This window comes from Pseudomonas sp. SMN11, assembly GCF_052041945.1.
Taxonomy (GTDB): Bacteria; Pseudomonadota; Gammaproteobacteria; order Pseudomonadales; family Pseudomonadaceae; genus Aquipseudomonas.
In genome coordinates, this window is record NZ_JBKGGW010000004.1 from 81606 (window position 1) to 94392 (window position 12787).

Below are 12787 nucleotides of genomic sequence, written 5' to 3' on the forward strand. Positions count from 1 at the left end.
GAGCCCCTGATGACTGACTCGCAAGATACGCCGATCTCCGCCGACGGCGACCAGCGCCCACACCGCCGCATCAAGAGCTTCGTGATGCGCGCCGGGCGCATGACCGAAGGCCAGCAACGCGGCCTCGACCAGGGCGGCCCTCAGTTCATCCTGCCGCTGGCCGACAGCCCGGTGGACTACGACCAGGTGTTCGGCCGTTTGGCGCCGCGTACCCTGGAGATCGGCTTCGGCATGGGCCATTCCCTACTGGAAATGGCCGCTGCCGCGCCTGAACAGGACTTCATCGGTGTCGAAGTGCACCGTCCGGGTGTTGGCGCGCTGCTCAACGGCGTGCTGACCCAGGGCCTGAAGAACCTGCGGGTGTACGACTGCGATGCGATTGAAGTGCTCAACCGCTGCGTGGCCGACAACAGCCTCGACCGCCTGATGCTGTTCTTCCCCGACCCGTGGCACAAGGCGCGTCACCACAAGCGCCGTATCGTCCAGCTGGAGTTCGCCGAACTGGTACGTCGCAAGCTCAAGCCCGGTGGTGTGTTCCACATGGCCACCGACTGGGAGCCGTATGCCGAGTACATGCTGGAAGTGATGAGCGCCGCCCCGGGCTATCGCAACCGTGCTGAAGACGGTACCTACGTGCCACGCCCGGAAGAGCGCCCGATCACCAAGTTCGAACGCCGCGGCGAGCGGCTGGGGCATGGGGTGTGGGATTTGAAGTTCGAGAAGGTGGATTGATTGGCGGATTGAGCCTTTCGATACGCTGAGGCTTGTAGAAATGCAGGCGAAAAAAACCGCTCTGAGAAGAGCGGTTTTTTTATGGGAGCGACAGGACTGAGTATCCTTCGCTCTGGGTTTCACTGAAAACCCACACCGTTGAATCGATCTTAAGCAGCCATGGATGCCGCGTCAATGATCAGAAATATTCGGCATCACGTGTGTCAGAGCAATTAACAGCCTCGGTCCGGTGTTCCAAGTATGATTGCGCTGCTCCAGTGTGAATCAATTCAGTGATGGGCCGGGTAAGAAAGAATTCTGCATTCGGCCCCTTTGACACGACCTGAGAACCGTGCCGGTGATTTGATTCGAAGGGCCATCCACCTGGCCACTTCACTGAAAATTCACACCGTTTTCGAAGGCATCGAAGCGCCGGTTAGATGCTGGAAGATTGGCCCGCCAACACGGAGGCCAAGGCATATGAAGCGTTTGCTTGATGCGCTGAGCCGCGTCTGGAAGCTCATCCGGATCTTGACTGTGCTCAAGACCGTTCGAGACTTCATGCGTGATCACTTCGATGACGCCCAGTAAGGGCTAGTCAGGTGGTAGGGCTGCCCCGGTTCCCCGGGGCAGCTTTTAGCAGGCTCACCCGCGGCGGTCAGCCACCACACCAATCAACACCAGCACCACCAACAACACCGGCGCCAGCGCGTAGTTGTTGAACTGCCCCAACCCCTTCACCACCCACGGCGTGGCATAGATCAGCGCCGCTCCACTGCCGATCATCACCAGGGCAGCCATCACCGGCACCCGTAGCGCGCCCGCCAGGGCACCCAGACGCTGGTCCACCCAGCCTTTGATAGCGGTGCCGAACAGCACCAGCAGGCAGCCTACCAGGGCCAGGGAAATCTCAGACAGATTGCTGCGGCTCCAGCGCGAAACCGTGGCGAGCAGATCAAGTACCAGATCCATGGGTCATCCTTAGGTCAAGAAATACTGCAGCAAGTCATTGAGGAACAGCTGGCCGCGCGGCGTGGCCACCAGTCGATCCGGTTCGACCTGCAAAAGGCCCTTTTGTTCGGCTGCGCGGCGGGCTTCGGCCAGCTGCGCCAGGGGCAGCCCGGTGCGCTGGGTGAACAGCTCGGCTTCAACGCCATCGGTGAGGCGCAGGGCGTTCATCAGGAACTCGAACGGCAGCTCGTCCACCGGCAACAGCTTTTCGCCGGCCTTGAACGGTTTGGCCAGGTTCAGGTAGTCCTTCGGCAGGCGGGTCTTCCAGGTACGCAGGATTCGGCCATCGACAAAGGTCAGCTTGCCGTGGGCGCCGGCACCGATGCCGATGAAGTCACCGAAGCGCCAGTAGTTGAGGTTGTGTCTGGCGGCACGGTCAGCCTGGGCATAAGCCGAAACTTCATACTGCTTGAAACCGTTGGCCGCCATCAGCGCCTGGCCGGCTTCCTGGATGTCCCAGAGGATATCGTCTTCTGGCAGCTCCGGCGGCTGGTTCCAGAACACCGTGTTCGGCTCGACGGTCAGCTGGTACCACGATAGATGAGTCGGCCCGAGGTCGATGGCCTGGCGCAGATCACCCAGAGCGTCGTCCAGCGACTGGTCGGGCAGGCCGTGCATCAGGTCCATGTTGAAGTTGTCGAAGCCGGCCGCACGCGCCATGCCCGCGGCGCGGATCGCTTCATCGCCATTGTGGATACGCCCCAGCGCTTCCAGTTTGGCAGGCTGAAAGCTCTGCACGCCGATGGACAGGCGGTTGATGCCGGTCTGCCGGTAGGCCTTGAACTTCTCCTGCTCGAAGGTGCCTGGGTTGGCCTCTAGCGTGATCTCGATGTCTGCCGCGAACGGGATGCGATGCTCCACGCCACGCAGCAGACGCCCCAGGGCATTGGCACTGAACAGGCTTGGCGTACCGCCGCCGAAGAAGATCGACGACAAGGGCCGGCCCTGCACAGCGGCCAGTTCCAGGTCGAGGTCGGTCAACAGGGCGTCGACGTAGGCCTCTTCCGGCAGCTCAGGCCCGGCGGCGTGGGAGTTGAAGTCGCAGTAAGGGCATTTGCGTACACACCACGGGATGTGGATGTACAGCGCCAGCGGCGGCAGGCTGGTGAGCGCCACCGCGCCAGCTTGGGACAGCGTTGCGATCATGCCAGGCCCAGACGTTGACGCAGCAAGGCCATGGCGCGAGCGCGGTGGCTGAGCTGATTCTTATCCACAGGGGCGAGGTCAGCGCTGGAACACTTACGCTCGGGTACCCAGAACAGCGGGTCGTAGCCGAAACCGTGCTCGCCGCTGGCTTCGAACAGGATGCTGCCGTGCCACAGGCCTTCGCAAAGGATCGGCAGCGGGTCATCGGCGTGGCGCACCAGGGCCAACACGCAGACGAACTGGGCGCCGCGCTGCTCAGGCGGCACGTCCTTCAGGGCTTCGAGCAGTTTGGCGTTGTTCGCCGCGTCACCCTTGCCATCGGCATAGCGCGCCGAATAGATGCCTGGCGCGCCACCGAGGAAGTCCACGGCCAGGCCGGAATCGTCGGCCAAGGCTGGCAGGCCGGAGATGCGTGCAGCGTTGCGGGCCTTGAGGATGGCATTCTCGACGAACGACAGGCCGGTCTCTTCGGGCTCTACCTGGCTGAACTCACCGATCGAGCGCAGCTGTACGGACTGGCCGAGCATGGCCTGGAGTTCCTTGAGTTTGCCGGCGTTGTGGCTGGCCAATACGAGTTGCTGGAAATTCATCATTCGCCTGGGAACACTTCCTGGTTGAAACTGAGTTGATGGCTGACCCCGCCGGTTTCGACGTTGAGTTCGAAGGTCAGGGTCTCGGCCTGCTCGATCTTGAACTGGGCGATGTAGTACACCGCACCCTGGTCGGTTATCTGCTTGAACGACAGCGGGCTGGTACGCCCGGTCAGGTCCTTCACCGTGCCGCTGACCACCGCCATGGCGGGCTTGTCGGCCTTGAGCACGGCGATGTTGAGCACGCCTTGGTTCTTGCTGCGGTTGAGCCCGGTGGCAGCGGCGATGTCAGGTTGCAGCATGCTCGAGGTGAAGGCGCTGTAGTGCACCGTCACGTCGCCGAAAACTTCCTTGCGCTCGGGTCGGGCGGCATCGGCCGCCATCACTGGCAGGGCCAGGCACAGGCAGATCAGGAACAGGGCTAGGCGACGCATGGTGCGAGTCCTCCGGTGGGCGTCAGACCGCCAGTTGATGCTCCTGCAGGCCCGGGCTGCTGACGCGATAGATGCCGATTTCACCTAGAAGATTAGGCCAAAGCCGCCCACCCCACCCGTTACGGTGCAAGTGGTCGACGGCCAGGCGGTCGAGGACCTTGGCGCGGCGCTCATGGCACAGCTCTTCGAAGTCGGCAAAGGTGCAGAAGTGGATGTTCGGCGTGTTGTACCAGGTGTACGGCATGAAGTCCGAAACCGGCATGCGACCCTTGGTGGCCAGGTACCAGCGGCAGCGCCAGTGGCCGAAGTTGGGGAAGGTGATGATGCACTGACGGCCCACCCGCAGCATCTCGTCGAGGATGCGATCAGGGTACTCCACGGCCTGCAGGGCCTGGGTCATGATCACCACGTCGAAGCTGTTGCTGGCAAAGTTGCCCAGGCCCTTGTCGAGATCCTGCTCGATGACGTTGACGCCCTTGGCCACGCAGGCGGCGATGTTGTCGGGGTCGATCTCCAGGCCATAGCCGGTGACGTGCTTGCGGTCACGCAGCGAAGCCAGCAGCTCGCCACTGCCGCAGCCCAGGTCGAGTACCCGGCTGCCGGCGGGAATCCAGTCGTGGATGATTTCCAGATCGGCTCTCATGCTGTCCTCAGATGGCGATGCGGTTCATGTAGTTCGCGAAACCCTGCATGTAGCGAGGTGTTGGGATCAGGAAAGCATCGTGGCCATAAGGCGAGTCGATCTCCAGATAACAGACGTTCTTGCGTGCCGCCATGAGGGCGTCGACGATCTCCCGCGAGCGGGCAGGGGAGAAGCGCCAGTCGGTGGTGAACGACATGATGCAGTAATCCGCCTTGACGTGGGCCAGGGTCGCGGCCAGGTCGCCGCCATTGGCTGCGGCCGGGTCGAAGTAGTCCAGGGCCTTGGTCATCAGCAGGTAGGTGTTGGCGTCGAAACGGCCGGAGAATTCTTCACCCTGATAGCGCAGGTAGCTCTCGACCTGGAATTCGACACTGTGGAAGTCGTAGTTGAGCTTGTCGCTCTTCAGCTCACGGCCGAATTTTTCGCCCATCGAGTCGTCGGACAGGTAAGTGATGTGGCCGACCATGCGCGCCAGCATCAGGCCGCGCTTGGGGATCACGCCCTGGTCCTGGAACGAGCCGCCGTGGAACTCGGGGTCGGTGAGGATGGCCTGACGCGCCACTTCGTTGAAGGCGATGTTCTGCGCCGACAGCTTGGGTGCCGAGGCGATGTCCACACAGTGGCGCACGCGATCGGGGTAGGTCATGGTCCACTGCAGGGCCTGCATGCCGCCTAGGCTGCCACCGACGATAGCCGCCCACTGCTGGATGCCCAGGCGATCGGCCAGGCGCGCCTGGCTGTGCACCCAGTCTTCCACCGTCAGTACAGGGAACTCGGCGCCATAGGGCTTGCCGGTGGCCGGGTTGATGCTGCTCGGGCCCGTGCTGCCATTGCAGCCACCCAGGTTGTTCAGGCTGACCACGAAGAAGCGGTTGGTATCGATTGGCTTGCCGGGGCCGATGCAGCTGTCCCACCAGCCCGGCTTGCGGTCGGTGGCGGCATGGTAGCCAGCGGCATGGTGATGGCCGGACAGGGCATGGCAGATCAGCACGGCATTGCTCGCGCTGGCGTTCAGGGCGCCATAGGTCTCATAGACCAGCTCGTAGCTGTTCAGCGAACGGCCGCAAGCCAGGGCCAGCGGTTCATCGAACCGGGCAATTTGCGGTGTAACCAGACCGACGGAATCTTCGGGAAGGACAGTGGACATCGACCCTGCTCACGCTTGACGGAGGCGTAAGTCTAAAGAGCGCTACCCCCAGCGGCAAGCAAAGGCTTGCCGCTGGGTGCGCATAGGGTCAGATCATTCGCCACAGTTCCTGTGGCATGCCGGCATAGGCGGCCAGCGGCGGCATGACGAACGACTGGATCACCTGGATCGCCAGGAAGGCGAAGATCGGCGAGATGTCCATGCCGCCCAGGTTGGGCACAATGCGGCGGAATGGTGCCAGCACCGGTTCGCTGATCTGCCAGGCCAGCTCGGCAGCCGGGTTGTGACTGTTCGGTGCGACCCAGGAAACGATCACCATGACGATCATCGCCACCCAGAAGATCTTCAGAAACAGCGAGGTGATGCCGATGATGGCCCACATCAGCAAGTGCAGGACGTCGCCGAAGGTGCCGTAGGTAACCATCAGCACGAAGCCCATCAGCAGTGCCTGGATGACGATCGCCAACAGCAGCGACGAGGTGTCAAGGCCACCGATGCTGGGGATTACCCGGCGGATCGGCTTGAGCAGTGGCTGGGTCGCGCGCACGGCGAACTGGCTCAGCGGGTTGTAGAAGTTGGCCTTGACCAGTTGCAGCACGAAGCGCAGCAGGACGATCACCAGGTACAGGCTGACCAGGGTTTGCACCACGAAGATCGCGGCGCCGGACAGTGCATTCATCAACAGCTCCTTATTTGCCCAGTTGTTCGGCCAGTTCGGCGGAACGCTTCGACGCCGCTGCCAGCGCCTGCTCGACGATGGCTTCGAAGCCATTGCCCTGGAACGACTTGATCGCCGCTTCGGTGGTGCCGGCTGGCGAGGTGACGCGGCGGCGCAGCTCTGCCGCATCGACATCGCTGGCCACAGCCATGTGCGCGGCTCCCAGGGCGGTTTGCAGGGTCAGTTGCGAGGCGGTTTCGCGTGGCAGGCCCAGTTTTTCGCCGGCAGCGGTCATCGCTTCGATCAACAGGAAGAAGTAGGCCGGGCCGCTGCCAGACACTGCGGTGACGGCGTCCAGTTGTTGTTCCTGCTCCAGCCACAGGGCAGTGCCGACGGCCGACAGTAGCTGTTCGGCCTGCTGGCGTTGCTCGGCGGACACTTCAGCGGTGGCGTACAGGCCGCTGACGCCCTGGCGCAGCAGCGCTGGCGTGTTGGGCATGCAGCGCACTACCGGGCGGGCGCCGAGCCAGGTCTGCAGGCTGGCGCAGGTGATGCCTGCGGCGATTGAGACGATCAGCTGGCCAGCTTGCAGGTTCGGCTTCAGCGCCTCGCACACGGGCTTCATGACCTGCGGTTTAACCGCCAGCACGATCACGTCGGCACCGGCAATGGCCTGGGCGTTGTCTTCGAAGGCCTCGATGCCGTGTTCGGCCTGGACGCGGGTGCGGGTCTCGGCGCCGGGGTCGCTGGCACGGATCTGCGCCGCGTCCATGCCCTGGGCACGCAGGCCGCCGATCAGGCTGGCGGCCATGTTGCCGGCGCCGATAAAGGCAATACGTGTCTTGCTCATGTCAGGTCCTTGAGGGAAAGAGTGAGTAAAGCATGGAATCAGACGGGGCCGTAATTGCGAGCGCCGAACAGGGCGGTGCCGATACGTACCCAGGTCGCGCCTTGAGCGATGGCCGCTTCCAGGTCGTGGCTCATGCCCATCGACAGGGTATCCAGGCCAAGGGCAAGGCTTTCCTGACACTGGCGCAGGCTGGCGAAGGCGGCCTCCTGGGCGCTTCGGTCTTCGGTCGGCTCGGGAATCGCCATCAGCCCGCGCAGGCGCAGGTTGGGCAGTGCCGCCACGGCCTTGGCCAGTGCTGGCAGGTCGGCCGGGGCGCAACCGGACTTGCTGTCTTCGCCGCTGACGTTCACCTGCAGGCAGATGTTCAGCGGTGGCAGGCCCGCAGGGCGCTGTTCGGACAGGCGTTGGGCGATCTTCAGGCGGTCCACGGAGTGTACCCAGTCGAAATGTTCGGCAATGGCTTTGGTCTTGTTCGACTGAATGGGGCCGATGAAGTGCCAGATCAAGGGCAGGTCGCGCAGTTCTTCTTGCTTGGCCAGGGCTTCCTGCAGGTAGTTTTCACCGACATCACGCACGCCAGCGGCGTGGATTTCGCGAATGGCGCTGGCCGGTTTGGTCTTGCTCACCGCCAGCAGCTGGACGCTGCCCGGGTCGCGTCCGGCAGCCTGGGCGGCGCTGTGGATGCGGGCGGCGAGGGCGGAGAGGTTGTCTGCTATGGTGGACATGGATCGATGCCGTCGGCTCTGGAGGTCTTCGGCATTCTACCTGCTTGATGGCTATTGGGGAGTCTCATGGACGTGACCGACCTGTTGGCCCGGGCCGTGGAGGCAGGGGCAAGCGACCTGCACCTGGCTGTGGGCGAGATACCGATGCTACGCGTGGATGGCGAGCTGCGGCGCATGACGCTGCCGAGCGTGACGCCAGCAGCCTTGAGCGACGCACTGGCGCCGCTGCTCGACGAGAACCAGTGCCAGCAATGGTTGCAGGGCGATGAGCTGGATCTGGTATTGGAACTGGCATCGCTGGGGCGTTTTCGTCTCAACCTGTTTCGGCAGCTGAACGGCCTGGCAGCAACGCTTCGCCTGATTCCGAAACGTATTGCCAGTGTCGATGAGCTCGAGCTCGCAGAAGTGTTTCAAGCCGTTGCGCAGCATACGGATGGGCTGGTGCTGGTGGGCGGTCCGACCGGTAGCGGCAAGTCGAGCACCCTGGCGGCACTGATCGACCGGCTCAACCGTGAGCGGGCGCTGCATGTCATCACCCTCGAAGACCCTGTTGAAGTTATCCACAGCAGCCAGCGCAGCCTGGTCAATCAGCGAGAGATCGGCCGGCATTGTCGTGACTTCGCCCAAGGGCTGCGCAGCGCCCTGCGTCAGGACCCGGATGTGATCATGATTGGTGAACTGCGCGACCTGGAGACCATCCGCCTGGCGTTGCGCGCCGCGGAGACCGGGCATCTGGTGCTGGCCACGGTGCATACGCGGTCGGCGGCCAGCAGCATTGACCGGCTGGTTGAGGTGTTTGCGGCAGAGGAGAAACCGCTGGTGCGGGCGATGCTGGCGGAGTCGTTGCGCCTGGTGGTGGCGCAGGTGCTGGTCAAGCGTGTGGGCGGCGGCCGGGTGGCGGCGCGAGAAGTACTGGTGGCGACGCCTGCGGTACGCAACCTGGTGCGTGAGGGGCGGATGGCACAGTTGTGTTCGGTGATGCAGGCCGGGGCGGCGGAGGGGATGCGGACGATGGAGGGGGCGATGCGGGGGCTGAGGGAGAAGGGGCTGATCAGCAATCTGTAGTGCTTGTTACGACCTCTTCGCGGGGTTTTTTGTCCGCGAAGAGGCTGGAACAGGAAAGCGCCGATGGGATCAGCGCTTGGCCAGGCTCAGCTGTGGCTGCTCTTTCGGCAGCACCCGCTTGGCAACCACATAGTGCTGCTGCCAGTAAGGCTTGCTCAGGTTGTCGATACTCACCCGCTTGCCGGTGCGCGGCGCATGGATGAAGCGGTCGTTACCCAGGTAGATGGCAACGTGATTGACCCGACGGCTCTTGATGTTGAAGAAAATCAGATCGCCTGGCTTGAGGTCACTCTTGGCCACTTTCACGCCGTGGCCCTGGGCCATGGCATTGGACGTACGCGGCAAGTCGACGTCTGCCACGTCGTTGAACGCATACTTGACCAGCCCGCTGCAGTCGAACCCTTTTTTCGGGTTGCTGCCGCCCCAAACATAAGGGGTACCGAGCACGTTGACCGCACGGCTGAGCACATCGCTGCTCTGCTTCGGCGACATCGCCGCAACGGCAGGCAAGTTGTGGCCTTTGCCCGTATGGTTCGAGCGTGCCTGCAGCGTGGTCTGCTTGACCGGTGCGTGTTTCACCGAGGCGTTGCTGGTGTAACCGGTGAAACCATTGGGAAGACGTTGCTCACGATTGGTGGCGTGGGCGGCCAGGGGCAATAATAGGCAGAGGGTCAGCCATGTCTTGAATAAAGGCGGCATAGATGAAGCTCTTATGAATGTTATGTGTGTGTTGGCGCGCAACTTTATAACAGCTTTTTGCTCAATTTCAGGGCCGTTGGTCGATTGTCATGCTGCCGTACGTCGGGCTGCGATGAAAAAGTCACATTTTCCTTTAGAAAATTTTCGGATAACCCACGAGGGCTATGAATGAACAGTTATCAGCAAGGGGCGCCGTATCACGACACCCACAGCAAGGTCATCGGCTACCTGTTGTGGATATTCGGCTTTACCGGCTCGCACCGTTTCTACTACGGCAAGCCGATCACCGGGACCATCTGGTTCTTCACCTTGGGCCTGCTCGGCATCGGCTGGCTGATCGACCTGTTCCTGATTCCGTCGATGGACCGTGAGGCGGACATGCGTTTCCAGTCTGGCCGTATCGACTACAACATCGCCTGGATCCTGCTGACCTTCCTGGGCATTTTTGGTGTGCACCGCCTGTACCAGGGCAAGTGGATCTCGGCGATCATCTACTTCTTCACCGGCGGCCTGTTCCTGATTGGTGTGCTGTACGACTTCTGGACCTTGAACGGCCAGATTTCCGAAGCCAACGCCCGCAGCCGATAGGGCGGCAGTCGCCCACAAAAAAGGCCTTGTCGCGCTGTGCGGCAAGGCCTTTTTCGTTACTGACGGGTCTGTCGCTGCTGCAGCAGCAGGTTGCTGAACCCGGCCCCCGCCAGCTGTTTCTGCGCCACGGTCAGTTGCTCGCGGTTGCTGAACGGCCCGACCAGTACACGGTACCAGGTCTCTTCCTTGACGGTACCCGACTCGACCTTGACCACCTGGCCAAGCAGGATGATCTGCGCGCGGACCTTGTCGGCGTCGGCCTGCTTGCGGAACGAGCCAGCCTGCAGGAAGTACTGCGTGGTCGCTGCCGGCTTGATCACCGGTGGTGCGGGTGGCGGTGTCTGACCCAGCAGTGCGGCCTGGGCGCGGGCGGTGTCGATTTTCGCCGCTTCAGCCGGCGTCACCGGGGTTACCGGCTGCGCAGGTACTGGCGGGGTCTTCTCCGGCACGGCCTCAGGCGGCACGATCACCTCGGATTCCGGCAGCAGGGTGTAGAAGTCGTACTTCGGCTTCACCGGTGGCTGTGGCGTTGCAGCGGTGGTCGACTTGCTGGCCTCGGCCACCTTCTCCGGCTTCTGCTGCTCGGGTTTGGTGCGCTTGATGTCACCACCACCGGGTTCGAGCTTCATCAGGAAAACGATGAACGCACCGACCGTCAGGCCGACCGCCAGCCATACCCAGCCGGGAATTGGCTGTTTGGCTGGGGCCGTCTGACGGCTGGCGCCGCGTTTGGGAGCTGGTTTTTTCTTGGCAGCCAACTTACATGCGCTCCAGGGTTTCCAGGCCGAGCAGCTCCAGACCTTGCTTTAGGGTGCGGCCGGTCAGGGCAGCCAGGCGCAGGCGGCTCTGCTGCTGTTCCGGCGTTTCGGCGGCGAGGATCGGGCAGTTCTCGTAGAAGCTCGAGAACAGGCCGGCGAGGTCATACAGGTAGCTGCACAGTACGTGCGGGGTACCCTTGTCGGCGACGCTGTTGAGGATTTCGCCAAACTGGGCCAGGCGCGCGGCCAGGTCCTGTTCGTGAGCGGCCTGCAGCACGATGTTGCCGTCGACTTCGTCGAAGCCCTTGCCCAGCTTGCGGAACACACCTGCCACGCGTGTGTAGGCATACAGCAGGTAAGGCGCGGTGTTGCCTTCGAAGTTGAGCATCAGTTCGAAGTTGAAGCTGTAGTCGCTGGTGCGGTGCTTGGACAGGTCGGCGTATTTCACCGCGCCAATACCCACCACTTCAGCGATGTGGCGCAGTTCGTCTTCGGCCAGGCTCGGGTTCTTTTCCTTGACCAGTGCGTAGGCTCGCTCCTTGGCCTCGGTGAGCAGGTCGATCAGCTTCACGGTGCCGCCGTCGCGGGTCTTGAACGGGCGGCCGTCGGCGCCGTTCATGGTGCCGAAGCCCATGTGCTCCATCTGCATCGGGTGGCCGACGAAGCCAGCGCGGCGGGCGACTTCGAATACCTGGTTGAAGTGCAGGGCCTGGCGCTGGTCGACGAAGTACAGGGCGCGGTCGGCCTTGAGCACGTTGCTGCGGTAGCGCACGGCGGCCAGGTCGGTGGTGGCGTACAGGTAGCCGCCGTCAGCCTTTTGCACGATCACTGGCAGCGGGTCGCCGTCGCTGTTCTTGAATTCGTCGAGGAACACGCATTGAGCGCCTTGGCTTTCGACCAGCAGGCCCTTGGCCTTGAGGTCGGCCACCACGTTGGCCAGGTCGTCGTTGTAGGCGCTTTCGCCCATCACGTCGGCCATGGTCAGTTTGACGTTGAGCAGTTCGTAGGTCTTCTGGCAGTGCGACAGCGAAATGTCCTTGAAGCGCGTCCACAGGGCCATGCACTCCGGGTCGCCGGCCTGCAGCTTGACTACAAGGCCGCGGGCGCGGGTGGCGAACTCTTCGGACTCGTCAAAGCGCTTCTTGGCGGCGCGGTAGAAGTTTTCCAGGTCCGACAGCTCGTCGCTGGTGATCGGGTTTTCTTCCAGGTAGGCCAGCAGCATGCCGAACTGGGTGCCCCAATCGCCTACGTGGTTCTGGCGGATCACCTCGTCACCGAGGAACTCCAGCACGCGGGCGACGCTGTCGCCGATGATGGTCGAACGCAGGTGGCCGACGTGCATCTCCTTGGCCAGGTTCGGTGCCGACATGTCGATCACCACCTTCTGCGCAGGGCCGGCCTTGCGTGCGCCCAGGTGGGCGTCGGCCAGGGCAGCGTCCAGGCGGTTGGCCAGGGCGTCGGTGTTCTGGAAGAAGTTCAGGAAACCTGGGCCGGCGATCTCGACCTTGCTGATGTCGGCGGTGGCCGGCAGGGCGTTGATCAGTTTTTCGGCCAGGTCGCGCGGCTTCATGCCGGCCGGCTTGGCCAGCATCATGGCGATGTTGCTGGCGAAGTCGCCGTGGGTCTTGTCCCGGGCGTTTTCCACCTGGATCGCCGGCGAGAGCCCTTCAGGCAGCACACCGTCGGTGACGAGTTGGGTGAGGGCTTGCTGGATCAGCTGGCGAATGGTGTCTTTCATGGGGATCTCTTTTCGACCGCAAGC

Annotated in this window: 15 protein-coding genes; 3 read left to right on the forward strand and 12 right to left on the reverse strand. The window is 62.9% G+C overall.

Annotated elements, in window-relative coordinates:
- Nucleotides 1-9 precede the first annotated feature (9 nt).
- On the forward strand, nt 10-732 hold the full coding sequence (gene trmB, locus ACLEJU_RS06120) for a tRNA (guanosine(46)-N7)-methyltransferase TrmB (protein WP_435422349.1): 723 nt from the start codon (nt 10-12) through the stop codon (nt 730-732).
- A gap of 624 nt (nt 733-1356) precedes the next feature.
- On the opposite strand, the gene ACLEJU_RS06125 is transcribed toward trmB, so the two are convergent.
- The 9 genes from ACLEJU_RS06125 to ACLEJU_RS06165 all read right to left on the reverse strand — a co-directional run bounded on the left by ACLEJU_RS06125 (nt 1357) and on the right by ACLEJU_RS06165 (nt 7915).
- Nucleotides 1357-1683, reverse strand: coding sequence for a DUF3392 family protein (locus ACLEJU_RS06125; RefSeq protein WP_435422350.1), 327 nt, complete (start codon nt 1681-1683; stop codon nt 1357-1359).
- A gap of 9 nt (nt 1684-1692) precedes the next feature.
- The gene (gene hemW, locus ACLEJU_RS06130; protein ID WP_435422351.1) at nt 1693-2868 is read right to left on the reverse strand and encodes a radical SAM family heme chaperone HemW; all 1176 of its coding nucleotides are present in this window, start codon (nt 2866-2868) and stop codon (nt 1693-1695) included.
- Entirely contained in the window at nt 2865-3461 is a 597-nt protein-coding gene (gene rdgB, locus ACLEJU_RS06135) for an RdgB/HAM1 family non-canonical purine NTP pyrophosphatase (RefSeq protein ID WP_294333795.1), read from the reverse strand. The genes hemW and rdgB overlap by 4 nt, the downstream gene beginning before the upstream one ends.
- Entirely contained in the window at nt 3458-3892 is a 435-nt protein-coding gene (locus ACLEJU_RS06140) for a DUF4426 domain-containing protein (RefSeq protein ID WP_435422352.1), read from the reverse strand. The genes rdgB and ACLEJU_RS06140 overlap by 4 nt, the downstream gene beginning before the upstream one ends.
- A 22-nt stretch (nt 3893-3914) precedes the next feature.
- Complete coding sequence (gene metW / locus ACLEJU_RS06145) at nt 3915-4535, reverse strand: methionine biosynthesis protein MetW (RefSeq protein ID WP_435422353.1); 621 nt, start codon at nt 4533-4535, stop codon at nt 3915-3917.
- Between the two features lie 7 nt (nt 4536-4542).
- A complete protein-coding gene (metX, locus tag ACLEJU_RS06150) occupies nt 4543-5682 on the reverse strand; it encodes a homoserine O-succinyltransferase MetX (RefSeq protein WP_435422354.1) in 1140 nt (379 codons plus the stop codon).
- An 88-nt stretch (nt 5683-5770) separates the two neighbouring features.
- Nucleotides 5771-6361 (reverse strand): YggT family protein, encoded by a 591-nt coding sequence (locus ACLEJU_RS06155; RefSeq protein WP_027920981.1) that lies wholly within the window; start codon nt 6359-6361, stop codon nt 5771-5773.
- Between the two features lie 10 nt (nt 6362-6371).
- Entirely contained in the window at nt 6372-7190 is an 819-nt protein-coding gene (gene proC, locus ACLEJU_RS06160) for a pyrroline-5-carboxylate reductase (RefSeq protein ID WP_435422355.1), read from the reverse strand.
- A gap of 38 nt (nt 7191-7228) precedes the next feature.
- Nucleotides 7229-7915, reverse strand: coding sequence for a YggS family pyridoxal phosphate-dependent enzyme (locus ACLEJU_RS06165; protein WP_435422356.1), 687 nt, complete (start codon nt 7913-7915; stop codon nt 7229-7231).
- Between the two features lie 66 nt (nt 7916-7981).
- Between ACLEJU_RS06165 and ACLEJU_RS06170 the strand changes: the two genes are divergently transcribed.
- Nucleotides 7982-8980, forward strand: coding sequence for a type IV pilus twitching motility protein PilT (locus ACLEJU_RS06170; protein WP_435422357.1), 999 nt, complete (start codon nt 7982-7984; stop codon nt 8978-8980).
- A 69-nt stretch (nt 8981-9049) separates the two neighbouring features.
- On the opposite strand, the gene ACLEJU_RS06175 is transcribed toward ACLEJU_RS06170, so the two are convergent.
- Nucleotides 9050-9679, reverse strand: a complete 630-nt coding sequence (locus tag ACLEJU_RS06175) for a C40 family peptidase (RefSeq protein ID WP_435422358.1) — start codon at nt 9677-9679, stop codon at nt 9050-9052.
- A gap of 168 nt (nt 9680-9847) precedes the next feature.
- Here ACLEJU_RS06175 and ACLEJU_RS06180 point away from each other — a divergent pair, with 168 nt between their 5' ends.
- Nucleotides 9848-10267: an NINE protein gene (locus tag ACLEJU_RS06180; protein ID WP_435422359.1), complete on the forward strand. Its 420-nt coding sequence runs from the start codon at nt 9848-9850 to the stop codon at nt 10265-10267.
- Between the two features lie 56 nt (nt 10268-10323).
- On the opposite strand, the gene ACLEJU_RS06185 is transcribed toward ACLEJU_RS06180, so the two are convergent.
- Complete coding sequence (locus ACLEJU_RS06185) at nt 10324-11025, reverse strand: SPOR domain-containing protein (RefSeq protein WP_313711764.1); 702 nt, start codon at nt 11023-11025, stop codon at nt 10324-10326.
- Nucleotide 11026: 1 nt separating this feature from the next.
- A complete protein-coding gene (gene argS, locus ACLEJU_RS06190; RefSeq protein WP_435422360.1) occupies nt 11027-12763 on the reverse strand; it encodes an arginine--tRNA ligase in 1737 nt (578 codons plus the stop codon).
- Nucleotides 12764-12787: the final 24 nt, after the last annotated feature.